The following is a 24048-nucleotide window of genomic DNA, read 5'->3' as shown; positions in this document are numbered from 1 at the left end:
GATGAGCGAAACGACATCGGCCATCGCCCTTGGCGCCATCGCGCGGCAGCGACCCGCTGCGGCGCGCGTCTGGTGGCATGGGCTGATCGCGGCGGTCGCCTTTGCCGTGGCGGCATGGGTGACCGTCGGCCTGCCCGACGTGGTGCCATGGGGCAGCGCCGGCCTGTTCGCTGCGATCACCGGAGCGGCAGCGGTGGCGCTCGCCGTCCTCGGCGTCACCGCCCATCGCCTCGGCCGCTTCGGCCACGGCCTGGCGCATTACGGTCCCTGGCTGATCGCCATCGGCGTCTGGCTGGCGCTATGGGAGCTGACCACGGCCAAGACCGGCTGGTTGCCGAAGCCGTTCTTCTCGCCGCCGCACGGGCTGCTCAACGTCTATGTCACCGATGGGCCGCGGCTCCTCCTGTGCATCGCCTATACGCTGCGGCTGTGGTCGCTCGGTTTCCTCGCCGGCATCGCCGCGGGCTATGGCGCCGGCCTCGCCCTCGGCTGGTCGAGGCGCGTCAACTACTGGGGCATGCCGCTGCTCAAGCTGATCGGCCCGGTGCCGGCGACGGCCTGGATCCCCTGCACCTTCTACTTTTTCCCGACCACCTTCGCGGCGAGCGTGTTCATCGTCGCGCTCGCCTCGGGCATCCCGGTCGCGATCCTGACCGCGTCCGGCGTCGGCTCGGTCAACCGCTCCTATTACGATGTCGGCCGCGTCCTCGGCGCCGGCCCCTGGTATCTCATCCGCAAGGTCGCGATTCCGGCTTCGCTGCCGCATGTCTTCGTCGGCCTGTTCATGGGTCTCTACTACTCCTTTGCCGTGCTGGTGGTGGCCGAGATGCTCGGGGCGAAATACGGCCTGGGCTGGTACATCCAGTTCCAGACCGCCTATTCCGGCTACGCCAACGTCTATGCGACGTTGATCATCATGGCCGTGCTGTGCTCGGGCATCGTGCGGCTGCTGTTCGTGGTCCGCGACCGGCTGCTCAATTGGCAGAAAGGCTTCATCTGATGGCTGACGCAGCCTCGGTTCAGGCGCAGGCCCGGCGCGCCGTCGCCGTCGACATTCGCGGGGTCAGCCATCATTTCGACCTGGACGGCGCCCGGCTGGACGTGCTCGACGCCGTCGATCTCGCGCTGGCGCCCGGCGAGTTCGTGGCGCTGCTCGGTCCCTCGGGCTGCGGCAAGTCCACCCTGCTGCGCCTCGTCGCCGGGCTGGAGCCGCCGGCCGCCGGCGCCATCCTGGCCGACGGCCGGCCGGTGGAGAGGCCCGATCCTTCCCGCATCCTGGTGTTCCAGGATCCGACGCTGTTCCCCTGGACCAGCGTCTGGAACAACGTCGCGACCGGGCTCGATGCCCGCGGCGTGCTGGCGCGGGAGAAGCAGCGGGTCGACGCCGCGCTCGCCCTGGTCGGCCTCGAAGGGTTTGCCCGGGCCTATCCGCACCAGCTCTCCGGCGGCATGGCCCAGCGCGCCGCGCTGGCGCGGGCCCTGGTCAACGACCCGGCGCTGCTGCTGCTCGACGAGCCCCTGGGCAAGCTCGACAGCCTGACCCGACTGGCGCTGCAGGCCGAGCTTGCGGCGCTGTGGCAGCGCAACGGCTTTTCGGCGCTGCTGGTCACCCACGATGTCGAGGAGGCGCTGATCCTGGCCTCGCGCATCATCGTCTTCAGCGGCCGCCCGGCGCGGATCAAGGCCGAGATCCCGGTCGACAAGCCGCATCCGCGCCATCGCGATGATCCGGATCTGGTGGCGTTGCGCCGCGAGATCCTGGCGATCCTCGGCATCGGGGGCTGACGCCGTGACCCGCGCCCTCTTCGCCGGCGGCGGCCTGGTCCTCGCCGCCGCCCTCGGCTGGTGGTGGCTCACCTATCGCGAGGTGGTCGGCTACGCCTATATGAGCCTGGGCGATGCCGGCGCCTGCCTGATCGGCGACAGCGACATCTGCCGGCTCGCCCGGGCCCTGTGCCGGGGCGAGCATCCCCTCGCCATCGTCGGCTACCGGGCCGCGAGCTTCTGGATCGGCCTCGGCCTGGTCTCGGCCAGCCTCAGCGCCCGGGCCTGGCGGCGGGCCTGAGCCAGGCAGTGCTCCGGCCTCCGGGGCAAGGTGTTTCGCGATGCGGGCAGGGGGGCTATGCTCCGGCTGCTCGGAAGGATCGTGGCCATGGTCTCAGCCACCAAGGCGCAGGCCGCCGCCATGCGGCGGAGCTTCGTGTCTCTGGCCTTGGCCCTCGCCGTCATGGCCGGGCTGCTGTTCGGGCCTGCCGGCACGCTGGACTGGCCGCACGGCTGGTGGTTCGGCATCGCCTTCCTGGCCGCGATGCTGGTCGCGATCCTCGTCCTGTGGCGGGTGAACCCGGAGATCTTCGCAGCGCGGTCCCGGGTGCAACCGGGCACGAAGCCCCTCGACTATCTCTTCCTCGCAGTCGTTCTCGGCGGCTTCTTCCTCATCCTCCCGGTCGCCGCGCTCGACTTCCGGTTCGGCTGGGCGCAGGCGCCGGACTGGGCCGTCCGGCTCGGCTATGTGCTGTTCGCGCTGAGCTTTGCCGGGCAGGTGTGGCCGCAGGCGGTGAACCGCCATTTCGAGCCGGGCGTGCGCATTCAGAAGGATCGCGGGCAGACGGTGATCGACAGCGGGCCCTATGCCATCGTCCGCCATCCCGGCTACCTCTCCGGATCGCTGCTCGCCGTCAGCATGGCGCTGTGCCTCGGCTCCTGGTGGGCGCTGGCGCCGGCCTCCGTCGTGGTGATCGGGTTGATCCCGCGCACCCTTTTCGAGGAGCGCACGCTGATCGCCGAGCTGCCGGGCTACCGGGACTATACAAGGCGGGTGAGGTACCGGTGGGTGCCGGGGGTGTGGTGAAGGGCCGGCTGGTCGGGGAACGCCGGCCGCGAGGCCTGCGTTTCGGGGCGTGGGGATTTCGGAAAGAGACGGCTTGGGAATGACGCCGGCCGAGTTTCCGAACCTCCTGTTCACGCTCGACATGCTCCTGTTCTGCCCCGGACGGACGAGCCCGTGGCATGGCTCGAAACGGCCAATTCGTCGTCAGGCGAAGGACGTTCGTCTTGGGGCGGCCGCGCCATGGCGACCGTCCCGGCATGTCCATCCGACGGCCCCTACGGCGCCGCAGCCATCGCCTCCATCCTGGCCCGGCGCATGCGGATGACGATCGGCAGGGCGAGGATGGCCAGGGAGACCGCGAGCAGCGTCGCCGAGATCGGGCTGGTGAAGAACACGCCGATCCGGCCCTGGCTGATGGCGAGCGCCCGGCCGAGGTTCTCCTCTGCCAGCGGCCCCAGGATCAGGCCCATGATGCAGGGCGCCACGGGGATGTCGAGGCGGCGCATCAGGAGGCCGACGAGGCCGAGGGCGAAGAGCAGGATCAGGTCGACGACCGAGTGGTTGAGGCCGTAGACGCCCAGGGTCGAGAACACCAGGATGCCGCCATAGAGCAGCGGCGCCGGGATCGACAGCAGGCGCACCCACAGCCCGACCAGCGGCAGGTTGAGGATCAGCAGCATGACGTTGCCGATATAGAGGCTGGCGATCAGGCCCCAGACCAGCGAGCCGGAGTTCTGGAACAGGAACGGACCCGGCTCCAGGTGGTACTGCTGGAAGGCGACCAGCATGATCGCCGCCGTCGCCGAGGTCGGCAGGCCGAGGGTGAGCAGCGGCACCAGCACGCCGGCCACGGCCGCGTTGTTGGCGGCCTCCGGCCCGGCGACGCCCTCGATGGCGCCCTTGCCGAACTCCTCCGGCGTCTTCGACAGCTTCTTCTCGAGGAAATAGGAGAGGAAGGTCGGGATCTCGGTGCCGCCGGCCGGCAGGGCGCCGAAGGGGAAGCCGATGAAGGTGCCGCGCAGCCAGGGCTTCCAGGAGCGGCCCCATTCACGGCGGGTCATGAACAGCGAGCCCTTCACCGGGCTGATCTCGGCCTCGCGCAGCTCGCGGCGCGAGGCGACGTGCAGCGCCTCGCCGACGGCGAACAGGCCGACCGCGACGACGACGATGTCGATGCCGTCGAGCAGCGAGGGCACGCCGAAGGCGAGGCGCGCCTGGCCGGTCAGCCCGTCGAGGCCGACGACGCCGAGGCCGATGCCGAAGAACAGGCTGATCAGGCCGCGCAGCACCGAGCTGCCGAGCAGGGCGGAGACCGCGGTGAAGGCCAGGATGGTCAGCGAGAAATACTCCACCGGGCCGAACTTCAGCGCCACCTTGATCATCAGCGGCGCCGCGAAGGTCAGGCACAGCGTGCCGAGGGTGCCGGCGACGAAGGAGCCGATGGCGGCGGTGGCGAGCGCGGCCGCGCCGCGCCCCTGCCGGGCCATGATGTTGCCCTCGACCGCCGTGATGATCGAGCCGCTCTCGCCCGGCGTGTTGAGCAGGATCGAGGTGGTCGAGGAGCCGTACATGGCGCCGTAATAGAGGCCGGCGAACATGATGAAGGCGCCGGTCGGGTCGAGCTTGGCGGTGATCGGCAGCAGCAGCGCGATGGTCAGCGCCGGGCCGATGCCGGGCAGGATGCCGATGAAGGTGCCGAGGGTGACGCCGACCAGAGACCAGAGCAGGTTCATCGGGGTCAGCGCTGTCTCGAACCCGTGCATGAGGGCGAGGACGGTATCCATCACACGATCCCCTTGAGGATGCCGGCGGGCAATTGCAGGCCGAGCCCGTGCGTGAAGCCGAGATAGGCGGCGAGCGACACCAGGACCGCGATCAGCGCGTCGCGCAGGAAGCGCCGGCTGCCGAAGGCATAGGCGACGGCCAGGAACAGCACGATCGAGGCGACGACGAAGCCGAGCCGCTCCATCAGCACGATGTCGAGGATCATGCCGGCCGCGATCAGCAGCGGCGGCATGAGCTCGGTGGCGGGCGCGGCCGGGGCGGTCGCGGCGCGTCGAGGCAGGCGCCGGCACTGCAGCGCGAAGGCGAGGCCGAGCACGGTCAGCGCCGCGGCGACCACGAAGGGCACGGCCCGGGGGCCGACCTTGGCGTAGGAGACGCCGACCTTCATCATGAAGGTGCTGACGCCGATGACCACGCCGAGGCCGGCAATGCCGAGGCCGGTGCAGAAGCCGACCAGGCGGTTGTCGGGCTCTGGGGCCGGCTGGTCGCTCACTCGACCAGACCGATGCTCTTGAGGATCTCGGTGGTGCGGTCGTGCTCCGCGGCGAGATAGGCGGCGAAGGCGTCGCCGGAGAGGTAGAGATCCGTCCAGTTCTTGTCGGCGAGGATCTTCTTCCAGTCCTCCGACCTGGCGGCGGCGTCGATCACCTCGATCAGCGCCTTCTTCTGGGCGTCGTCCAGGCCGGGCGGGGCGACGATGGCGCGCCAGTTGGCGAAGTCGACATCGACGCCCTGTTCCTTCAGGGTCGGCACATCGATGCCCGCTACGCGCGCCGGGGCGGAGATGGCCAGGGCCCGGAGCTCGCCCGCCGCGATCTGGCCGGCCCATTCGCTGTAGCCGGAGACGCCGGCGGTGACATGGCCGCCCATGATCGCCGCCAGGGCCTCGCCGCCGCCGGAGAAGGGGATGTAGTTGAGCTTGGCCGGTTCGGCGCCGGCCGCCTTGGCGATCAGCCCGGCCAGGATGTGGTCGGTGCCGCCGGCCGAGCCGCCGCCCCAGGCCACCGCGCCGGGATCGGCCTTCAGCCTGGCGAGGAGATCGGCCAGGGTCTTGATCTCGGAGGCCGCCGGCACGACGATCACCTCGTACTCGCCGGTGAGGCGGGCGATCGGCGTGGTCTGCTCCAGCGTGGCCGGCGACTTGTTGGTCAGCACGGCGCCGAGCATCACCAGGCCGTTGACCATCATCACGCCGCCATTGCCCTTCTCGCGGTCGACGAGCTGGGCGAGGCCGATGGTGCCGCCGGCGCCGGCGACGTTCTCCACCGTCACGGTCTTCACCGCGCCGCCCTTCTGGATCACCTCCTGCAGGGAGCGGGCGGTCTGGTCCCAGCCGCCGCCCGGCTTGGCCGGGGCGATCAGGCGCAGGTCGTCGAGAGCCTGCGCCGGGCCGGCCAGCGTCAGAATGCCGACGCAGACGGCGCAGGCGAGCGCGCGCATCGATCCTTGGAACGTCATGATTGCCTCCTTGGGGTCAGCTTATGGTCGAGGCGCCGGCTTTGCCGGTCGCTGGGGATGTCAGGGAGCCGGATTGGGCTCCCCGGTGCGTTTCTTCAGGATGTAGCCGACGGCGGCCACGCCCACCGCGCAGGCGCCGGCGATGACCCATTCGAGGACGTGCAGGTCGGAGCCGATCCTGGAGACGACCCACGGGTCGGAGATGATCATCTCGCCGGCGATCCAGCCGAGCAGCGCCGCGCCGGCCCACACGAAGATCGGGAAGCGATTGATGATGCCCATCACCAGGGCCGAGCCGGCGATGATCAGCGGGATCGACAGGAGCAGGCCGAAGATGAACAGCCAGGCATTGCCGTCCGCCACGGCGGCGATGGCCAGGACGTTGTCGAGGCTCATGGCCGCGTCGGCGATGGCGATGGTGCGCACGGCGCGCCAGAGGCCGTCGGCCGCCTCGACCTGATGCTCGTGCTCGTCCTCGCCGCGGGCGAGCTTGACCGCGATCCAGAACAGCAGCAGGCCGCCGACCACCTTCAGGAAGGGCACGCCCAGGAGCTGGGTGACGATCAGCGCGAAGATGATGCGCAGGCCGACCGCGGCGCCGGCGCCGAGCAGCATGCCGGCCCGCCGCTGGTGCGGCGGCAGCGTGCGGCAGGCGAGGGCGATCACCACCGCATTGTCGCCGGACAGCAGGAGGTCGATCCAGATGATCTTCAGGATGTCGAGCGAGTAGTCGAAGAGGAGGTCCATCAAATCCGGGTCCCGAGCACAGGCAAGGCTCCGCAGGGCACGATCCGTGCCGCGGCGGCCCTCGATGCAGGCGCTGGTTGAGGTCTTGCGAGCAGGTCCATCCGATTCCCTGTTTGCCGCCGGCCGTCCGGCGCGGCGATGGCCGATATCGTGCTGCCCTTGGCAGCTTCGGGCGGGGACCTTAGGCTGGAAACCTGTCATCAAGCTGTCACGGGCAAAAAGCGGCGGAATCGGGCGAAAACAGTGCGGATTTTGCTGGTCGAGGACACGGTCGACGTCGGAGAGGCCATTGTCGCGCGCTTCGAGCGCATGGGGCACGCGGTCGATTGGGAGACGGACGGCGCCGTGGCCTTCGATCTGATCGCGGTGCAGTCCTACGACCTGATCCTGCTCGACGTGACGCTGCCGGGCCGCGACGGCTTCGCCATCCTGCAGCGCCTGCGGGCCCTCAGGCACGACACGCCGGTGCTGGTGCTGACGGCGCGTTCGCAGGTCGACGACCGGGTCGGCATGCTCGATCTCGGCGCCGACGACTATCTGGTCAAGCCCTTCGATTTCCGCGAGCTGGAAGCCCGGGCGCGGGCGCTGCTGCGCCGCCGCCACGGCCAGACGGTCAACCTGGTGACCTGCGGCGACATCACGCTTGACCAGGCGACGCGTAGCGTCAAGGTCGCGGGCCAGCCGGTGGATCTGACACGGCGCGAGATCTCCATCCTCGAAGTGCTGATGACGCAGCCCCAGCGCGTCCTGACCAAGGAGGCGATCCTCGACCAGATCTTCGGCTTCGACGAGGAGGTCAATGCCAATGCGGTCGAGCTTTACATCGCCCGGCTTCGGCGCAAGCTCGCCGGTGCCAAGGCGGAGATCCGCACGTTGCGCGGCCTTGGCTACCGGATCGTCGCGAGCGAGTGAGGCCCCCGCCGCGCGGATCGGTCCCTCGCTCTACCGCCGCCTGGTCGTGCTGATTGCGCTGGCGCTCGCCGCCAGCGCCGTGCTCCTGATCCTGGGGGCGCGAGACTATGCCCGCACCGCCGCCGACGGCGCCTATGACCGGCTGCTGCTCAGCGCCGCGCGCCAGATCAGCGAGACGGTGCGGGTCGAGGGCGGCGCGGTCACGGCCGACGTGCCGCTTTCCGCCCTGGAAAGCCTGTCCCTGTCGGGCAGCGCCCGTATCTACTACAAGGTGGCGGGCCCGAACGGAGCCTTCGTCACCGGCTACGAGGCCCTGCAGGCGCCGGGTGCGGCGCCCGCCGGGCGCGGGCCCCAGCTGTCGGTTTCCGACGGCTGGTTCGGCGGCAATCGTGTGCGCATGGCGACGCAGGCGCGTTTCCTGTCCGATCCCGCCGCGCAGGGCTGGGTCGTCACCACCGTGGCCCAGACCCGCGAGGCGCGGGATGCCCTGGCCGCGGACCTGATCACCCAGGCGATGATCCTGATTGCGATCATGGGCGCCGTCGCGCTCGGCGGCGTCATGCTGGCGGTGGAGCAGGCGCTGGCGCCGCTGCGGCAGATCGAAACCGCGCTCGCCGTGCGCGAACCCAACGACCTGAGGCCGCTCGCCCTGGCGGCGCCGGTCGAGGTCGGGGCGCTGGTCGACACGATCAACAGCTTCATGGCGCGCTTCTCGGGCCGGCTCGCCGCCATGGAGACGGTGATCGCCGATGCCGCCCACCAGATCCGCACGCCGCTGACCGGGCTGATCGCCCAGCTCGAGCTTCTGTCCGACGAGACCCGGCCGGCCAGGCGCGAGGCCCTGATCTGCCGGGTTCGCGAGCGCGCCGGCGAGCTCGGCCGCCTGACGAACCAGTTGCTCAGCCACGCCATGGTGCTGCACCGGGCCGAGGCGGTCGTCTTCGAGAGCGTCGACCTCGCCGCGGCCGCCCGCCAGGCCCTGGCGGAGGCCGTGCCGGCCTCGCTCGGGCGCGACCTTGCCGTGACGCTGGACGTCCCCGATACGGGACCCGTCGTCGAAGGCGACCGCCTCAGCATCACCGAGGCCCTGAAGAACCTGATCGAGAACGCGGTGCATCACGGCGCCCCCTCCTGCCTCGGCGTGCGCGTGCGCCGCGACGGTGACGAGGCCCGGGTCGAGGTGGTCGACGACGGGCCGGGCATTCCCGCCGGCGAGTGGGACCGCATCACCGGCCGCTTCGTGCGCGGCGCCGCCGCCGCTCCCGGCTCGGGGCTGGGCCTGGCGATCGCTGCCGACGTGGCGCAGAGCCATGGCGGCGATCTCAGCTTCGGCGTCGACCCGCAGGGCCGCTTCGTCGTCACCTTCGCGGTGCCGGCCGGGGAGGGCGCATGAGGGCGGCGTGCCTGATCGGCCTCGTCCTCGCCGCGGTGGGACTGTGGGCGACGCCGCTCGCGGCGCGCCAGACGCTGCGGTTCCCTGCCAGGGGGACGGAGACGCAGCGCCTCGTCATCCACGCCACCGCCGATCCCAGCGCCATGACGCCGCTGATCGAGGATTTCCAGGCGATGCGGCCGGAGGTGGCGGTCGAGTATCACGACTATCTCAGCAACGAGCTGTTCGAGACGGTGCGGCGGGCCTGCGAGAGCGGCGAGGCGCTGGCCGACATCGTGCTGTCCTCCTCGGTCGACCACATGGTCAAGCTCGCCAATGACGGCTGCGCCCGCAGCCACGTCTCGGACGAGACCGGGCGGCTGCCCGGCTGGGCGAAATGGCGCGACGAGGTGTTCGGCTTCTCCTTCGAGCCGGCGGTGATCGTCTACAACCGCAAGCTGGTGCCCCCCGGCGACGTGCCGCATGACCGGGCCGGCCTGGTGGAGCTGCTGCGCGCCAAGCCCGGGGTCTATGACGGCCGGATCGGCACCTACGATATCGAGCGCTCCGGCATCGGCTATCTCGTCGCCTTCTTCGACGCGCAGGAATCGAGCACCTTCGGCCGCCTGCTGGAAGGGATCGGCCGGGCCGGCGGCGTGCTGCGCTGCTGCACGGGCGAGCTGCTGTCCGCCATCGAGAGCGGGGAGTTGCTGATCGGCTACAATCTGATCGGCTCCTACGCCTATGCCAGGCTGCGCGCCGGCGCGCCGATCGGCATCGTGCTGCCGCGCGACTACACGCTGGTGCTCAGCCGTGCAGCCGTGATCCCGGCCAAGGCGCGCGACGCGGCGATGGGCCGGGCCTTCCTCGACTACCTCCTGTCAGAGCGCGGCCAGGCCGTGGCAGCGGAAAAATCCTTCTTCTTCGCCTTCGACCGACCGCCGCCGGCCGGCATCGACGCGCCGGGCCTCGACGAAATCTCCAGCCGCTACCACCCGATCCCGATCGGCCCGGCCCTGCTCGCCACCCTCGACCAGGCCAAGCGCCGCCGCTTCCTGGCCGAATGGCGGGCGGCCATGCGGGACCGCTAGCAGGCTGCTGAAAAAGTCCCCGATGTACCCGGTTCGATTCGGCTTCGGACTCATTCCGATTGCGGCACGTCCCGTGAACAAAGCAGTTTTTCAGCAGCCTGCTAGTCTTACTGCGTCACAAGCGTTGTGGGACAGTCGCTGGCTTGCGCGGAGCGTTGCAGCAGGGACAGCGCTGCAGGCTGCCGGCGAGAGCGACGGTGAGGCGTCGGCGCATGGAGGCGATCGAGTTGGGCATGTGCCGTTCGGGCCGGACCGGCGGCGCCTCGGGGTCGATAATCGTCGGGAAGGGCAGGTTGCGGGAGGTTCGCGGCGGTGCCCGGTCCGGAGGGGGGAATCGTCTCCCTTTCGGAGACCAGGAAGCCGTAGGCGGCGATGCACAGGGTGGCGTGATGGTGGAAGCCTCGCCAGCCTCGCCCTTCGTAGTGGCCGAGCCCGACCTCCTGCTTGAGGTCCTGGTAGTCGCGTTCGATGCGCCAGCGCAGCTTGGTGACATCGACCAGGTCGGCGAAGGGGATGGCCTCGGGCAGGGTGGAGAACCAATACTTGACCGGCTCCGCCTCGCTTTCGGGCCATTCGATCAGCAGCCATTCTTCCGGGCGCGGCCGGGTGAGCTGCTCGTCGCGGTGGGCCGGGCGCACGCGCACCCTGGCGTAGCGCGAGCTCAGCCAGTCGGCCGCGCCCTCGCGCCAACGGATGGTTTCCCAGGCCGAAGCCGGCAGGCTGAGCGCCAGGGCCTTGACCGTGACCGGCCGATGCTCGGCATCCCGGCGCAGGCGCGTGCCCGGCCGGCCCCGGCCGCTCCGCTCCCGCGGCGGCAACGGCCCGGTGCCGGGCGGCCACACCGTCATGGTCGACGTCAGGCCCGCTGCGTAGCGAAGACCGAGGGCGGTGATCTCGGTGCGCAGGCGCGTGTCGACGCCATAGCCGGCATCCATCAGCACCGTCCCTCGTGGAAGACCTGCCGCACACGCCGCCCGCAGCTGGGCCAGCGCGATCTCCGGCTTGGTCGCAAACGCCACCTCCGGCGGCACGCCCGCCTTGGCCCGCCGCAGCGGATCTGCCGCCCAATCTTCCGGCAGGTACAGCCGGTAGGCCACCGGCAGGCTGGCGGCATGGTTGGCGATCGACAGGCTCACCGCCACCTGGCAGTTGTCCTGCTTGCCGAGCTGGCCGCAATCTTGCCGCGTCACCCCGACCGAATGACGCCCCTTCTTCGGAAAGCCCGTGTCATCGATGATCCAGGCTTCGATCGGCCCACTGCGCTCGATCGCCGGCAGAACCTGCTCGCGCACCTTGGCCAGCACCGGCTCATCCGACCACGGCGCATTGCCGACAAAATGCAGCAGCGCCTGATGCTGCGCCGCCACCCGGGACGGCGCCGTCACCGCCGCCATCGGCTCCACGCTCTTGCGCTCGCCCGGCAGCAGCAGCCCGAGACAATAAGCGCGCAGCGGCTCCGCCCGGTCCGCATGCCCGATCACCCCGACAAGACCCTCGACATAGCTCGAAAAGCGCGCTTCACTCTCCCGGCTCGCCAAACCGTCCATCCCACCCTCCGATGATGCCGGCCAAATCAGTCCAACACCATACGCCGGCGGCTCGCCCCAAAATACCGATCCAATCCGCGGCTTTCTGACTCAGTAAGACTAGAGCAAAGCGCGTTTTGGTGGAAACGCTCTTTGCTCTAACTCCTTGTTTCGACGCGTCTTTGCGACTTGACGCGATTCCGTCAAAACGCAAAACGCTTTGGGGGCGGCTCGGGGGCGGCGCCGGTCGGCGGAGGCATGCGGGGCGGAGTCCCCGCATGCCCGGCGCGTCGGTCGCGCCGCGCCGTCCGGCCCCCCTGTCAGACGTCGACGTTGGTGGGCAGGACGATCATGTCGTGGATCGTCACATTGCGCGGCCGGCTGAGGATGTACAGGACGGCGTCGGCGACCTCGCCGGGCTCGATCAGCGCGCCGGCGTCCTTGACGGCCTGCAGGCGATCCGGCTCCCAGTCGGCAAGCAGGGCCGAGACCACCGGCCCCGGCGAAACCTGGGAGACGCGGATGCCGTGCTTGTTGACTTGGCGGCGGGTGGCCTGGGTAAAGCAGGTCACCGCCCACTTCGAGGCGGCGTAGACCGGCTCGTGCCCGACGGCGACATGGCCCGCCACCGAGCATGTCACCACGATGTCGCCGCTGCCGCGCTCGATCATGTGCGGAAGCACGGCGTGGACGTTCTTGAAGACGGCATTGACGTTGAGATTGAGCATGCGGTCGATCGTGGCGGCGTCCGTGTCGACGAGGTCGCCGCCGATATAGGTGCCGGCATTGCAGTAGAGAATGTCGATGCGTCCGGTCCTGGCGAGGATCTCCGGAATCATCGCGGCGCAGCTCTCGGCGTCGATCAGGTCCGTGACCTGGGCGACGGCCCTGCCATTCGCCTTCGCGACCAGGTCGTTCAGGGCCGCCGCATTGCGGTCGACCATCACCACCGTCGCGCCGGCCTGCATGAAAGCCTGCGCCGTTGCCAGGCCGATGCCGGAGGCTGCTCCCGTGACGACGGCGATCTTTCCATCGAGTTCGTTGGCCATATTGCAATTTCTCCTTTCGACTGCGAAAAACAGGTCGGCGAGCGCCCGCGTTCATCCGTTTCTCACGGCTGCAGCGCGCTGAGGACTGCCTGGGCGGTGGCGACATCCGTGACGACCGCATTGATGAGGCCGGATCGCACGGCGCCGATGATCGCCCTGGCCTTCTCGGGAGACACGGCGACGCCGATCACCAGCGGCACGGCCCGCAATTGCGTCGGCGACACGGCGATCAGGCTCGTGTCGCCCTCCCACGGCACGATGGTGCCGCCCTCGTCGAAATAATGGCGGATCACGTCCCCCGCGACGTGCACGAGGGCGCGCTCGCTGGATGTGACGGTGCCGGCATGGATGGGGTCTATCGCATGCGGCAGGCCCACGCCCACCACCGCCACGTCGATGCGGTCCCACAGGGCGATCAGGTCATGCACGGCGGGATCGCTCAGGAAGGCGTCGCGATATTGCGGTGAGGGCAGGTAGGGCGCGAAGATGAATTTCGGCACGCCGCCCAGCTGTGCCGCTGCCTGGCGCACGAATTCGTTGATCTGGAAATGCGCCGCCGCCTGCTGAATGCCGCCCGTCGCCGGCACCGTGACGACGCCGGGAATGCGCGGCAGCCCGGCCCGGATGACCTCGCGGACCGCCCGGCCCCAGCCGATGGCGAGCACGGAACCGCCCTTCAGCCCGGCCTTCTTCAGCAGCGTCCCGACGGGCTGCGCAAGCGAGCCGAGCAGCCCGGCTTCGACCGTTTCCACCACGACGGCCTGCCTGAGGCCGAGGGCATCGATCAGGTCGCGGGTGATGTCCTCGGGCGCGGCATAGTCGCGGATCTCGATGCGCACGATGCCTTCCTCCCGCGCTCTTCGCAGCAGGCGCGAGATGGTGGCGCTGGACAGGCCCAGGCGTCGGGCGATTTCGACCTGCGAGAGGTCGGACTCGTAGTGCAGGCGCGCGACGAGGTGCAGCGTCTTGCGCGTCGTGGCCGACCCGTCCGGAGGGGTGTTGTCCGACAAGCTGCAAGTCCCTCTGGACGGGAATGCCGGCGGGGGAACCGTCACCAGACGGTGTAGCCGCAATCCACCACCACGGTGGCGCCGGTCATGGCGCTGGAGGCGTCCGAGGCCAGGAACAGGATGGCGGAGGCGATCTCGTCCGGCCGGGCGACGCGCTTCATCGGCGTCATCTCCATCCAGATGGGGAAGCGCGCCGGATCGGTGAAGCTGGTGTTGGACATCGGCGTATCCACATAGGTCGGGGCGACGGCGTTGACCCGCACGCCCCGCTCCGCCCATTCGCCGCCGAGGGATTTCGTCAGGTGGTGCACCGCCGCCTTGGCCGCGTTGTAATGGGCCTGGCGCTGCGGCTTGTTCGAGATCAGGCCGGAGATGGAGCCGAGCGTCACGATGGAGCCGAAGCCGCGCTCCAGCATCGGCTTGGCGAATTCCCGGCAGCACCAGTAGACGCCGTTGAGATCCACGTCGACGATCCGGTGCCAGATCTCGTCCGGGATCGCCTCGCCGGGGGTGTCGGGCCAGGCGATGCCGGCATTGGCGACGAGGATGTCGACGGCGCCGTGCCTCCGGTTCGCCTCGGCCGCCGCCCCGGCGACCTCGTCCGGCCTGGTGACGTCCAGAGTCACGCAATCGACGGCGTGGCCGGCGGCCGCGAGCTGCCGACGGGCGCTCGCCAGCAGCTCCTCGCTGCAATCGGAGATGACGACCTTGGCGCCGGCTTCCAGCAGGGCCTCGGCCGCGGCCAATCCGATGCCGCGGCCGCCGCCGGTGATGAAGGCGGTCCGGCCCTCGAGCCTGTATTTGTCGAGATACATCGATGCATTCCTGAAGCGGTTCGAGACGGCCGCCCGCCCTCATGCGGCGAGCGGATTCCTGCGCAGGGCGGCGAGCGCCGTGCCATCCTGCCTGAAAAGATGCGCGGCTGCAGCGGCGACGGCGACGCCGATGCGGTCGTGTACCCTCGAGCCGTCATCGCCGCCGGCCTGGACGATGAAGAGGTCGGACGAGGTCACCTGCACATAGAGGAACGTCTGCCCGCCCAGGCGCTCGACCACCATCACCTCGCCGGACAGATGGCCGTTCTGCGCGCGCGAGAGATGCTCCGGCCGGATCCCCAGGGCCAGCTTCTCGCCGGGGGCGATGCCGCCGGCCGAGACCGGCACCGCGAGGGTCGCGCCGCCGGGCAATTCCACGCCGATGCCCTCCGCCGAGACCGTCCGCGCCGTCACGTCGATGAAGTTCATGGTGGGCGAGCCGATGAAGCCGGCGACGAACCTGTTGCGCGGATGGTGGTAGAGGTCAAGCGGCGAGCCGACCTGCTCGATCACCCCGTCGCGCAGCACCACGATCTTGTCGGCCAGCGTCATGGCCTCCACCTGGTCGTGGGTGACGTAGATCATCGTCACGCCGAGCTCCTCGTGCAGGCGCGCCAGCTCGATGCGCATCTGTACGCGCAACGCCGCGTCGAGATTCGAAAGCGGCTCGTCGAACAGGAAGACTTTCGGCTGGCGGACCATGGCCCGGCCGATGGCGACGCGCTGGCGCTGCCCGCCGGAAAGCTGGCGCGGCCGGCGGTCGAGGAGATGATCGAGCTGCAGCAATCGTGCCACCGCGTGGACCTTGGCGTCCCGCTCCGCCTTGGCGACGCCGGCCAGGCGCAGCGCGAAGGCCATGTTGTCCCTGACGCTCATGTGCGGATAGAGCGCGTAGGTCTGGAAGACCATGGCCAGGCCCCGCTCGTCGGGCGGCACGTCGTTGACGCGCGCGCCGTCGATGAGGAGGTCGCCCGAGGTGATCTCCTCCAGTCCCGCGATCAGGCGCAGCAGGGTGGACTTGCCGCAGCCGGACGGGCCGACGAAGACGCAGAACTCCTTGTCTGCGATATGCAGGTCGACGCCCCGGATGATATCGGCGGCGCCGAAGGACTTGCGGATGTCCCTGAGACTGAGCTGTGCCATGTCATGCTCTTGGAAACGGCGATGGGGGGCTCATTTCACGGCGCCGAAGGTGAGGCCGCGAACGAGCTGGCGCTGCGTCATCCAGCCGAAGACCAGGATGGGAGCCACCGCCAGGGTCGAGGCCGCCGAGAGCTTGGCCCAGAACAGGCCTTCGGGGCTGGAGAAGGAGGCGATGAAGGCGGTCAGCGGCCCTGCCTGCGACGCGGTGAGGTTGAGGCTCCAGAACGCCTCGTTCCAGCACAGGATGATCGAGAGCAGGGCGGTGGAGGCGATGCCCGGCAATGTCAGCGGCAGCAACAGATGGCGGATCTGCGCGCCGACGCGTGCTCCGTCCATGCGCCCGGCCTCGAGGATCTCGTGCGGCACGTCCTTGAAGAAGGAATACAGCATCCACACCACGATCGGCAGGTTCGACAGGGTGAAGAGGACGACGAGGCCGGTGCGCGTATCCAGGAGGCCGGTGTCGCGGAAGATGAGGTACATCGGCACCAGCACGCCGACGGCCGGCATCATCTTCGTCGACAGCATCCAGAGCAGCAGGTTCTTGGTCCGGCCGGTCGGGAAGAAGGCCGCGGCATAGGCGGCGGGCACGGCGAGCGCGAGGGAGAGCGCCGTGGCGCCGAGCGATTCGAGCACGCTGTTCAGCGCGTAGGAGAGATAGTCGGCGCGGGCATTGACCTCGACGAAGTTCTCCAGCGTCGGCCGGAAGAACAGGTCCGGCGGGCCGACCGCGTCGATCTCCGTCTTGAAGGCGGCAAGCAGCATCCAGAAGATCGGGAAGAACATCACGAGCGCCGCGAGCCAGCCGACGACGCCGGCCCAGACGACCCTTCGCTTCGATCCGCGCATGGCCATGCTCAGGTCTCCAGGTTGCGGGCGACGGTGCGGACCAGAAAGGCGGCGACGATGTTGGCGAGCACGATGGCGATGACGCCGCCGGCCGAGGCGCCGCCGACATCCCATTGCAGCAGGGCCTTGAGATAGATGAAATAGGTCAGGTTGGTGGTGGCGTTGCCCGGCCCGCCCGAGGTGGTGACCAGGATCTCGGCGAAGATGCAGAGGAGGAAGATCGTCTCGATCATCACCACCACGGAGATCGGCCGCAGCAGATGCGGCAGGATGATGAACCAGAACATCGTGGGGCCCTTCGCCCCGTCCATGCGCGCCGCCTCCATCTGCTCGCGGTCGAGCGACTGCATGGCGGTCATGAGGATCAGGGTGGCGAAGGGGATCCACTGCCACGCCACGATGAGGACCACGGAGAGCATCGGCGCCTGGCTGAACCAGTCGACCACGCCCAGGCCGAGCGAGCGGGTGATCCAGGCGAAAAGCCCGTTCACCGGATGCATCAGGAGGTTCTTCCAGATCAGGGCCGCCACCGTCGGCATGACGAAGAACGGCGCGATCACCAGAAGGCGGGCGACGTTCCGCCCGGGGAATTCGACATCGTAGACGACGGCGAAGAGCACGCCGAACAGGATCGTCAGCGCCAGCACGGAGCCGACCAGCGTGACGGTGTTGAGGATCGAGACCCACAGCGTCTTGTTGAGCAGCAGGTACTTGTAGTTGTTGAAGCCGGCGAAGCCGGTGATGAGCGGATTCTGCAGGTTGTAGCGCTGGAAGGAGAACCACAGCGTCATCGCCAGCGGCACGATCATCCAGAGCAGCAGGACGCTGACCGCGGGCGCGAGAAGGGGGCCCGTGCGGATGGCGCGGCGACTGGCTGACCTCTGGAACATGGGCCCTCGCAGGAGATCCGGACGCAAGGCGCGCCTTCGGGGCAGGAGGCTCCGGGCGGGGAGGACGCCCGGAGCCTCGACAGGCAGGCGGCTACTGGATGTAGCCGGCCTGCTGCATCGTCTGGGTCACTTCGTCCTGCGCGGCGCCGAGCGCGGCGGCCTCGTCCTGCTGCCCGGCGAGGATCGAGGCGATGGCCTGGCCGACGCTGGTGCCGATGGCCTGGAACTCCGGGATCGCGACGAACTGAATGCCCTTGTACGGCACCGGATCCTTGGTGGCGTTGGTGGGATCGGCGGTCAGGATCGACTTCAGCACCATGTCGGCGAAGGGCGCGGCCTCCTTGTATTTCGGGTTGTCATAGGTCGACCGGCGCGTGCCGGGCGGAGCGGCGACCCAGCCCTGCGTCTCGCCGACGCGGGCGACGTACTCCTTGGAGGTGGCCCACTTCACGAAGGATTTGGCCGCGTCGAGCTTCTTGGTGGAGGAGGGCACGGCCAGCGACCAGGCCCAGAACCAGCCGGCGCCCTTGGGCGTCACCTTGATCGGCGGCTGGGCGAAGGCCAGCACGTCGCCGACCTTGGACGTCGCCTTGTTGTAGAGGCGGCCGGCGGCCGAGGTGGCGTCCACCCAGATGGCGCATTTGCCGCTGGCGAACAGCGCCTGGTTCTCGTTGAAGCCGTTGGAGGTCGCGCCGGGCGGTCCGTCGCGCTTGAGCAGGTCGACGTAGAACTTGACGGCTTCCTTCCAGGGATCGGATGTCAGCTGGGGCTTCCAGTCCATGTCGAACCAGCGGCCGCCGAAGGTGTTGATGATGGTGGTGATCAGCCCCATGTTCTCGCCCCAGCCCGGCTTGCCGCGCAGGCAGATGCCGTACTGCTCCTTGGACTTGTCCGTGAGCTTGTCGGCGAACTCGGCGATCTGGTCCCAGGTCGGCTGGTCGGGCATGGTCAGCCCGGCCTTCTCGAGCAGGTCCTTGCGGTAGAGCGTGAAGGAGCTCTCGGCATAGAAGGGCAGGGCGTAGAGCTTGCCGTCGACGGAGAGGCCGTTGCGCAGAGGCTCGAACACGTCCTTGTAATCGTAGTCGTCGCTGAAATCGTCCAGCGATGCGAGCCAGCCGGCCTTGCCCCAGATCGGCGTCTCATAGGCGCCGATGGTGACGATGTCGAACTGTCCGGCCTTGGTGGCGATGTCGGTGGTCACGCGCTGGCGCAGCACGTTCTCTTCCAGCACCACCCAGTTCACCTTGTTGCCGGTCGCCTTCTCCCATTCGGGAGAGAGCTTCTGCATGATGATCATGTCGTCATTGTTGACGGTGGCGATCGTGATCGTCTCGGCGCGCGCCGCGGCGCCCGCGAGCAGGAGCGCCGTCAACGGCAGGGCGAGCTTGGTCAGGAACTTCACGGTTTCCTCCTTCTGCGACAGTCTTGCGGGCTTTGTTTGGTCTTGCTCGGCGCGTCCGGCCCGGACGGCGCACCGCAATGCGTGCATTCTGAAGAGCGCCCCTCGACGCCGGCGCTCCGGCGGGAGGGGGGCCAAGGGCGGCTCGGCCATGTCCGATGGAACATCTTTCAGAAGAAAATTGCAACACCGATCTTGAAGGCACTCGGCCGATCCGGTGCCCCGGCCGGGCGCGGCCAGGACGCGGCGCCGATCCCGGTCGGCCCGGCCCTGCTCGCCCCCTTGATCGGGCCAGGCGGCGTCGCTCCCCGGCCGAACGGCCGCCGGCCATGCGGGCGCCGGCAGGCCGCCGGTGAACCATGGCCGTCACGCCGGGCCGGGGAGCCTCTTCAGCAGCCTGCAGGCAGGTTCTCTCGAGCCCGCTTGCGCGCGTACGTCCGGGCAGCATTGATTTTGCGTTGAAAATGCCAAATCAATCGTGGCGGGAGCCACGAGAGGCTGCCTAGAGCAAAGCGCGTTTTGGTGGAAACGCGCTTTGCTCCAACGCCTTGTTTCGACGCGTCTTTGCGACTTGACGCGATTCCGTCAAATCGCAAAACGCTTTAGGGCGCGTCCTTCGGGAGGCATTCCGTGTCCAGCTTGTCGAGAATGCGATTGATGTCGGTCAAGGTGAATTCGAGATCGATATCGCCGCGATTCGTGCCAAGCTTGAAATATATCTTCCGTTTTTCGATCTGCCTCATGCGTTTGATGGCATATCGGGAAAATGACGTGTCACCGACATGCTTGATATATGGAAACGATGTTCCTTGATGGTTGAAGTAACTGACTTGTATCGGGGTATCGTTGTCGAAACGAACCAGGCCGTTGGTCTTTTCGCTGAAGATAATCCTTTTTGAATCTATGCCGATTTTGTATTCACCGAACTTTCTGCACTCTATGGCTAGATTCGTAACAATCTTTTGGCCAGAAACAGTGCCGGCTTCGTCACCGTCCAGTCTCGCCAGATATGTGACGCCGTCGTCGTCGATATCTGCTACTGTATCATAATGCCATGTTCCAACCATGCTTTGCGTCATTTGAGATGGATCGGCATGATTTGCAAGCATTATGAATATCAGAGCTAATATATAGCGCATAACAACCCCTCTTATTCCCGTAGGGAAGATAGCTGCAATCGGCGTCGATGTCGAGGAACAGTCATGATCCTGCTGATCCTGTCCTGCACCGCGGCCGTCACGGCCGTGCTCGCCCGCTGCTCCCCGGAATGGTGAGCCCGTCATCGCGAAAGCCAGGCTGGCCGCGGGATCCGGCCGTGACGCTGACCGGCCACGGTCCAGGTTCGGGCTGACGCAGCACCTCCCGCGCCGTGCCGGGCGCGACGAGAATCGTTGGAGGCCGAGGCGGCCTCGTCGTCGATGCCGCTGCCACCCTCGAGCCGCCTGGATGGCGGCATCGCGCTCAAGGAGGCGTTCGCACCGACCGGCCATGGGGAGCCGGAGGCCTGTCGCTTGACGTTTGTCGTCTGAAGTTGATAAATTTTGTCGACTTTAAGGGATGCACTCCGGCAGGCGGCGAATGACGATGATCAATGCGGGCGAGGCCCGGCTGGACGCCGAACCGGCCGACGTCGCGGTGGCCGAAGCGCCCGGCCTGCGCTGGAACCTCGACGCGGTCGTGGCCGAACTGCGCCTTTCGCGCGAGGTGACGCACAACATCCGCCATCGCGGCCGCATTCGCCAGACCCCGTCGCGCGAGGCGCTGGCGGCGATCGTCGACGGGCTGACGGCGGCGCTGTTTCCCACCCATCACGCCCGCGCGGAGCTGGGGCCGGAGTCGATCGACTATTTCGTCGGCAGCACGCTCGACACGGCGCTGGCGAGCCTTGCCGACCAGGTGCGGCTCGACCTGTCCTTCACCAGCGCCGGCGAACCGAGCGAAGAGGAGCGCAGGCGCGAGGCGCTGCGCATCGTCGGAGCCTTCGCCCGGGCGCTGCCGGGGATTCGCGGCATCGTCGTCAGCGACCTGCGTGCGGCCTATCGCGGCGACCCGGCGGCCACGAACTTCCCGGAGATCCTGCTCGGCTATCCCGGCATGGCGGCGGTCATCTCCCATCGCCTGGCGCATGCACTGCACGGGCTCGGCGCCAGCCTGCTGGCCCGGCTGATTTCCGACATCGCCCATTCCCGGACCGGCATCGACATCCACCCCGCCGCCGAGATCGGCCCGGGCTTCTTCATCGACCATGGCACCGGCGTGGTGATCGGCGAGACTGCGATCATCGGCGAGCGGGTGCGGCTCTATCAGGCCGTGACGCTGGGTGCGCGGCACTTCCCTGCCGACGAGAACGGCATCCTGGTCAAGAGCGTCGCCCGCCATCCCATCGTCGAGGACGATGTGGTGATCTATGCCGGGGCCACCGTGCTCGGCCGCATCACCATCGGCAAGGGCTCGACCATCGGCGGCAATGTCTGGCTGACCCACAGCGTGCCGCCGGGCAGCCAGGTGACCCAGGCCCGCAGCCGCGGCCATGGACGCGAGGGGGCCCCGTCAGGCAAGTGATCGGCGAGGCGGCACTTGCAAGACGGGGGCTGATCATGCCAGCAGGGGGCGAGCCCAGGCCCGAGGTCCCGCCATGCCCCAAGCTGACGGCGCTCAGCCGATCACGCGTGCCGCGCTTGTCGCCGACCTGTCCCGGCTCGGCGTGGCGCCTGCCGACATCGTCATGGTCCATGCCGCCTGCGGACGGATCGGCCCGGTGCTCGGCGGCCCGGACGCGGTCATCGCGGCGCTGCGCCAGACGGTCGGGCCGGCCGGCACCGTCATGGCCTATCTCGACTGGGACGCGCCCTGGGAGGATTTCGTCGACGCCGACGGCCGCACGCTCCCGGAATGGCGGCTGCACGTGCCCGGCTTCGACCCGGCGGCGACCCGCGGCGCCCGGCAGAACGGCGTCCTGCCCGAGTTCCTGCGCACGACGCCGGGCGCGCTGCGCAGCGGCAATCCCGGCGCGTCGGTGACGGCGATCGGCGCCAGGGCCGACTGGCTGACCGCCGAACATCCGCTCGACTACGGCTACGGCCCGGGCACGCCGCTCGCCCGGCTGGTGGAGGCGCGGGGCAAGGTGCTGATGCTCGGTGCCCCGCTCGACACCATGACGCTGCTGCACCACGCCGAGCACCTGGCGCGGCTGCCGGGCAAGCGCATCCTGCGCAAGGAAATCCCCTTCGCCATGCCGGCCGGCGTGATCTGGCGCGTGATCGAGGAGTTCGACACGTCGGAGCCGGCGGTGGCGAGCCTGCCGGTCAACTTCATCGAGCGGATCGTCACCGACTATCTCGCCACGGGCGCCGGCCGGCAGGGCCGTGTCGGCCATGCACCGTCGGTCCTGGTCGACGCGGCGGGGATCCTGCCCTTCGCGATCGCCTGGCTGGAGCGCCTGGCGGGCTGACCGGATCGACCTGACCGGCAGCCTCAGGCACCGGCCAGGAAGCGGCGGACGATGGCGTAGGAATAATGGCTGGCGATCTCGCTGAGGAACACCGGGAAGTCGATATGCGCGGTGTCGTCGGCCGTGTCCGAGATGGTGCGGATGACGGCGCAGGGCACGTCGTAGTCGTGGCAGACCTGCGCCACGGCGGCGCCTTCCATCTCGATGGCCAGGGCGTCGGGCAGGTCGCGGCGCAGTTGCGCCACCGCGGCGTGGCCGGCGACGAAGCGGTCGCCGCTGACGATGAGGCCGCGATGCAGGGACGGCCGGGCCTGACCGAGACGGGCGCGCGCGGCCTCGGCGAGGCGCGGGAAATCCTCGGCGAGGAAGCCGGACACGGCGCGCTCCAGGGCAAGGCTCAGCGCCGCGTCGGTGCCGAAGCGCGACAGGCCGGAGAGCGGCACCTCGTAGCGCGGGAAGATCGGGCTGGCATCCATGTCGTGCTGCAGCAGCGTCTCGCCGAGCACGATGTCGCCGACCCGGACATGGCCGGCCGCGCCGCCGGCGACGCCGGTGAACAGGATGCCCGTGACGCCGAAGTGATGGATCAGGGCGGTGGCCGTCGTCGCCGCCGCCACCTTGCCGATGCGCGCCAGGGTCAGGACGCAGTCGCGCCCCCACAGGCGGCCGACATGGTAGTCGCGCCCGCCCAGATGCACGACGCGGGTGTCGGGTGCGGCCCGCATCTCGTCCAGCAGGCCGGCGGCTTCCTCCGGCAGGGCGGCGACCAGGCCGAGGCGAGGGATGTCTGCGCGTTCCGTGCTCATCGGGGTGACGTCCGCGTCGCTCCGGATGCGCGCCGGCGCCGTCCCCGGCGCTTCGCCATCCCCGAGCCTGTGTCGAAGGGCAGGCGCACCCTAGTTTCCGGGCCGGGGCGGCGCAAGGCGGCAGATGTATTTCGGCACTTGCCGGCCGGAGTGTGATAGCTTCGTCGTGGAGGTCATTCCGCAAGGGGAGGAAGCCCCGGTGCCGCACAGCGCAACCGACAATGCCGGCGATGCCGCGTCCCTGCATCGCTTCATGACCGTGACGCTGGAGCTCGGTCCCGACGTCCTGGTGCCGCGCCAGGAAACGGAGCTGCTCGGACGCAGCGCGGTCGCGATCCTGCGCGACCGCGACCCCGGCCCGGTCGTGGTCGACATGTGCTGCGGCTCGGGCAACCTGGCGCTGGCGATCGCCGCCGAAGTCCCGTCGGCGCGCGTCTGGGCCGCGGACCTGACCGACAGCACCGTGGCCCTGGCCCGCCGCAACGCGGAGCGTCTCGCCATGCAGGACCGGGTCACCATCCGGCAGGGCGACCTGTTCGGCGCGCTGGCCGATGACGGGCTTGCCGGGGCGGTCGACATGGTCGTCTGCAATCCGCCCTATATCTCGACCTCGCGCCTGGAGACCGAGCGCGCGCACCTGCTCGAGGCCGAACCGCGCGCCGCCTTCGACGGCGGCCCCTACGGCATCTCCATCCAGCTCAGGCTGATCCGGGAGGCCGTGGATGTCCTCAGGCCCGGCGGCTGGCTGCTGTTCGAGTTCGGCGAGGGGCAGGACCGGCAGGCCGCGGCCCTGGCCGCCAGGACCAGGGCCTATGAAGCCATGACCTTCGCCCGCGACGAGGCCGGGACGCCGCGCGTCGCGATCCTGCGCAAGCCGGAGGCTCCAGGCGCCGCCGCTCGCGGCTGACAGCTTCA

At 69.0% G+C, this 24048-nt stretch carries 24 protein-coding genes; 10 read left to right on the top strand and 14 right to left on the bottom strand.

Annotation, left to right across the window (positions count from 1 at the left end; translation table 11 throughout):
* Position 1 precedes the first annotated feature (1 nt).
* From AC27L4_RS25635 to AC27L4_RS25620, 4 genes are all read left to right on the top strand, one after another.
* Positions 2-1000: an ABC transporter permease gene (locus AC27L4_RS25635; protein WP_487145356.1), complete on the top strand. Its 999-nt coding sequence runs from the start codon at positions 2-4 to the stop codon at positions 998-1000.
* The gene (locus tag AC27L4_RS25630) at positions 1000-1785 is read left to right on the top strand and encodes an ABC transporter ATP-binding protein (protein ID WP_487145355.1); all 786 of its coding nucleotides are present in this window, start codon (positions 1000-1002) and stop codon (positions 1783-1785) included. The genes AC27L4_RS25635 and AC27L4_RS25630 overlap by 1 nt, the downstream gene beginning before the upstream one ends.
* A 4-nt stretch (positions 1786-1789) precedes the next feature.
* Positions 1790-2065, top strand: coding sequence for a hypothetical protein (locus tag AC27L4_RS25625; protein ID WP_487145354.1), 276 nt, complete (start codon positions 1790-1792; stop codon positions 2063-2065).
* Between the two features lie 87 nt (positions 2066-2152).
* Positions 2153-2851 (top strand): methyltransferase family protein, encoded by a 699-nt coding sequence (locus AC27L4_RS25620; protein WP_487145353.1) that lies wholly within the window; start codon positions 2153-2155, stop codon positions 2849-2851.
* Positions 2852-3105: 254 nt separating this feature from the next.
* Here AC27L4_RS25620 and AC27L4_RS25615 read toward each other — a convergent pair whose 3' ends face one another.
* Genes AC27L4_RS25615 through AC27L4_RS25600 form a run of 4 tightly spaced genes read right to left on the bottom strand, consistent with a single transcriptional unit; the run spans position 3106 to position 6820 of the window.
* Entirely contained in the window at positions 3106-4614 is a 1509-nt protein-coding gene (locus AC27L4_RS25615; protein WP_487145352.1) for a tripartite tricarboxylate transporter permease, read from the bottom strand.
* Positions 4614-5108, bottom strand: a complete 495-nt coding sequence (locus AC27L4_RS25610) for a tripartite tricarboxylate transporter TctB family protein (RefSeq protein WP_487145351.1) — start codon at positions 5106-5108, stop codon at positions 4614-4616. The genes AC27L4_RS25615 and AC27L4_RS25610 overlap by 1 nt, the downstream gene beginning before the upstream one ends.
* Positions 5105-6073: a Bug family tripartite tricarboxylate transporter substrate binding protein gene (locus tag AC27L4_RS25605; protein WP_487145350.1), complete on the bottom strand. Its 969-nt coding sequence runs from the start codon at positions 6071-6073 to the stop codon at positions 5105-5107. The genes AC27L4_RS25610 and AC27L4_RS25605 overlap by 4 nt, the downstream gene beginning before the upstream one ends.
* A gap of 60 nt (positions 6074-6133) precedes the next feature.
* Positions 6134-6820: a TerC family protein gene (locus tag AC27L4_RS25600; RefSeq protein WP_487145349.1), complete on the bottom strand. Its 687-nt coding sequence runs from the start codon at positions 6818-6820 to the stop codon at positions 6134-6136.
* Between the two features lie 243 nt (positions 6821-7063).
* Between AC27L4_RS25600 and AC27L4_RS25595 the strand changes: the two genes are divergently transcribed.
* Genes AC27L4_RS25595 through AC27L4_RS25585 form a run of 3 tightly spaced genes read left to right on the top strand, consistent with a single transcriptional unit; the run spans position 7064 to position 10195 of the window.
* Positions 7064-7732 (top strand): response regulator transcription factor, encoded by a 669-nt coding sequence (locus AC27L4_RS25595; RefSeq protein WP_487145348.1) that lies wholly within the window; start codon positions 7064-7066, stop codon positions 7730-7732.
* Entirely contained in the window at positions 7704-9125 is a 1422-nt protein-coding gene (locus tag AC27L4_RS25590) for a sensor histidine kinase N-terminal domain-containing protein (protein WP_487145347.1), read from the top strand. Before AC27L4_RS25595 ends, AC27L4_RS25590 begins: the two co-directional genes overlap by 29 nt.
* Positions 9122-10195 carry an ABC transporter substrate-binding protein gene (locus AC27L4_RS25585; RefSeq protein WP_487145346.1) on the top strand — a complete coding sequence of 358 codons (1074 nt, stop codon included), beginning with the start codon at positions 9122-9124 and terminating at the stop codon, positions 10193-10195. Before AC27L4_RS25590 ends, AC27L4_RS25585 begins: the two co-directional genes overlap by 4 nt.
* Before the next feature lie 107 nt (positions 10196-10302).
* Here AC27L4_RS25585 and AC27L4_RS25580 read toward each other — a convergent pair whose 3' ends face one another.
* The 9 genes from AC27L4_RS25580 to AC27L4_RS25540 form a co-directional block, all read right to left on the bottom strand.
* On the bottom strand, positions 10303-11742 hold the full coding sequence (locus AC27L4_RS25580; protein ID WP_487145344.1) for an IS701 family transposase: 1440 nt from the start codon (positions 11740-11742) through the stop codon (positions 10303-10305).
* Between the two features lie 299 nt (positions 11743-12041).
* Positions 12042-12770, bottom strand: a complete 729-nt coding sequence (locus AC27L4_RS25575; RefSeq protein ID WP_487145343.1) for an SDR family oxidoreductase — start codon at positions 12768-12770, stop codon at positions 12042-12044.
* A 62-nt stretch (positions 12771-12832) separates the two neighbouring features.
* Positions 12833-13780, bottom strand: a complete 948-nt coding sequence (locus tag AC27L4_RS25570; protein ID WP_487145342.1) for a sugar-binding transcriptional regulator — start codon at positions 13778-13780, stop codon at positions 12833-12835.
* 41 nt (positions 13781-13821) lie between these two features.
* Positions 13822-14595: an SDR family NAD(P)-dependent oxidoreductase gene (locus AC27L4_RS25565; RefSeq protein WP_487145341.1), complete on the bottom strand. Its 774-nt coding sequence runs from the start codon at positions 14593-14595 to the stop codon at positions 13822-13824.
* A gap of 39 nt (positions 14596-14634) precedes the next feature.
* Positions 14635-15738 carry an ABC transporter ATP-binding protein gene (locus AC27L4_RS25560; protein ID WP_487145340.1) on the bottom strand — a complete coding sequence of 368 codons (1104 nt, stop codon included), beginning with the start codon at positions 15736-15738 and terminating at the stop codon, positions 14635-14637.
* A gap of 30 nt (positions 15739-15768) precedes the next feature.
* Entirely contained in the window at positions 15769-16593 is an 825-nt protein-coding gene (locus tag AC27L4_RS25555) for a carbohydrate ABC transporter permease (protein ID WP_487145339.1), read from the bottom strand.
* Positions 16594-16595: 2 nt separating this feature from the next.
* Positions 16596-17477: a carbohydrate ABC transporter permease gene (locus AC27L4_RS25550; RefSeq protein WP_487145338.1), complete on the bottom strand. Its 882-nt coding sequence runs from the start codon at positions 17475-17477 to the stop codon at positions 16596-16598.
* 91 nt (positions 17478-17568) lie between these two features.
* On the bottom strand, positions 17569-18774 hold the full coding sequence (locus tag AC27L4_RS25545; RefSeq protein ID WP_487145672.1) for an ABC transporter substrate-binding protein: 1206 nt from the start codon (positions 18772-18774) through the stop codon (positions 17569-17571).
* 704 nt (positions 18775-19478) lie between these two features.
* Positions 19479-20159, bottom strand: a complete 681-nt coding sequence (locus tag AC27L4_RS25540; RefSeq protein WP_487145337.1) for a hypothetical protein — start codon at positions 20157-20159, stop codon at positions 19479-19481.
* 301 nt (positions 20160-20460) lie between these two features.
* Here AC27L4_RS25540 and epsC point away from each other — a divergent pair, with 301 nt between their 5' ends.
* Both epsC and aac(3) read left to right on the top strand, forming a co-directional pair.
* Positions 20461-21438 (top strand): serine O-acetyltransferase EpsC, encoded by a 978-nt coding sequence (gene epsC / locus AC27L4_RS25535; RefSeq protein WP_487145671.1) that lies wholly within the window; start codon positions 20461-20463, stop codon positions 21436-21438.
* Between the two features lie 73 nt (positions 21439-21511).
* Positions 21512-22327, top strand: a complete 816-nt coding sequence (gene aac(3), locus AC27L4_RS25530; RefSeq protein WP_487145336.1) for an aminoglycoside 3-N-acetyltransferase — start codon at positions 21512-21514, stop codon at positions 22325-22327.
* 23 nt (positions 22328-22350) lie between these two features.
* Here aac(3) and AC27L4_RS25525 read toward each other — a convergent pair whose 3' ends face one another.
* The gene (locus AC27L4_RS25525) at positions 22351-23133 is read right to left on the bottom strand and encodes a 5'-methylthioadenosine/adenosylhomocysteine nucleosidase (RefSeq protein WP_487145335.1); all 783 of its coding nucleotides are present in this window, start codon (positions 23131-23133) and stop codon (positions 22351-22353) included.
* 253 nt (positions 23134-23386) lie between these two features.
* Here AC27L4_RS25525 and AC27L4_RS25520 point away from each other — a divergent pair, with 253 nt between their 5' ends.
* Positions 23387-24040: a N5-glutamine methyltransferase family protein gene (locus tag AC27L4_RS25520; protein WP_487145670.1), complete on the top strand. Its 654-nt coding sequence runs from the start codon at positions 23387-23389 to the stop codon at positions 24038-24040.
* The last annotated feature ends 8 nt before the right edge of the window (positions 24041-24048 follow it).

The sequence above is a fragment of the Labrys sp. Lb11 genome (assembly GCF_057554225.1).
Note: the sequence above shows the minus strand (reverse complement) of the source record. Positions and strands in the feature narration are given on the sequence as shown.

Bases quoted from the DNA above. Each gene is read 5' to 3' on its own strand.
- AC27L4_RS25520 (WP_487145670.1), top strand. From the start codon at position 23,387: ATGACCGTGACGCTGGAGCTCGGTCCCGACGTCCTGGTGCCGCGCCAG.
- AC27L4_RS25580 (WP_487145344.1), bottom strand. From the start codon at position 11,742: ATGGACGGTTTGGCGAGCCGGGAGAGTGAAGCGCGCTTTTCGAGCTAT.
- AC27L4_RS25540 (WP_487145337.1), bottom strand. From the start codon at position 20,159: ATGACGGGCTCACCATTCCGGGGAGCAGCGGGCGAGCACGGCCGTGAC.
- AC27L4_RS25585 (WP_487145346.1), top strand. From the start codon at position 9,122: ATGAGGGCGGCGTGCCTGATCGGCCTCGTCCTCGCCGCGGTGGGACTG.
- AC27L4_RS25545 (WP_487145672.1), bottom strand. From the start codon at position 18,774: ATGATCATCATGCAGAAGCTCTCTCCCGAATGGGAGAAGGCGACCGGC.
- AC27L4_RS25575 (WP_487145343.1), bottom strand. From the start codon at position 12,770: ATGGCCAACGAACTCGATGGAAAGATCGCCGTCGTCACGGGAGCAGCC.
- AC27L4_RS25615 (WP_487145352.1), bottom strand. From the start codon at position 4,614: ATGGATACCGTCCTCGCCCTCATGCACGGGTTCGAGACAGCGCTGACC.
- AC27L4_RS25560 (WP_487145340.1), bottom strand. From the start codon at position 15,738: ATGGCACAGCTCAGTCTCAGGGACATCCGCAAGTCCTTCGGCGCCGCC.
- AC27L4_RS25555 (WP_487145339.1), bottom strand. From the start codon at position 16,593: ATGGCCATGCGCGGATCGAAGCGAAGGGTCGTCTGGGCCGGCGTCGTC.
- AC27L4_RS25635 (WP_487145356.1), top strand. From the start codon at position 2: ATGAGCGAAACGACATCGGCCATCGCCCTTGGCGCCATCGCGCGGCAG.
- AC27L4_RS25605 (WP_487145350.1), bottom strand. From the start codon at position 6,073: ATGACGTTCCAAGGATCGATGCGCGCGCTCGCCTGCGCCGTCTGCGTC.
- AC27L4_RS25550 (WP_487145338.1), bottom strand. From the start codon at position 17,477: ATGTTCCAGAGGTCAGCCAGTCGCCGCGCCATCCGCACGGGCCCCCTT.
- AC27L4_RS25600 (WP_487145349.1), bottom strand. From the start codon at position 6,820: ATGGACCTCCTCTTCGACTACTCGCTCGACATCCTGAAGATCATCTGG.
- epsC (WP_487145671.1), top strand. From the start codon at position 20,461: ATGATCAATGCGGGCGAGGCCCGGCTGGACGCCGAACCGGCCGACGTC.
- AC27L4_RS25630 (WP_487145355.1), top strand. From the start codon at position 1,000: ATGGCTGACGCAGCCTCGGTTCAGGCGCAGGCCCGGCGCGCCGTCGCC.
- AC27L4_RS25525 (WP_487145335.1), bottom strand. From the start codon at position 23,133: ATGAGCACGGAACGCGCAGACATCCCTCGCCTCGGCCTGGTCGCCGCC.
- AC27L4_RS25620 (WP_487145353.1), top strand. From the start codon at position 2,153: ATGGTCTCAGCCACCAAGGCGCAGGCCGCCGCCATGCGGCGGAGCTTC.
- AC27L4_RS25565 (WP_487145341.1), bottom strand. From the start codon at position 14,595: ATGTATCTCGACAAATACAGGCTCGAGGGCCGGACCGCCTTCATCACC.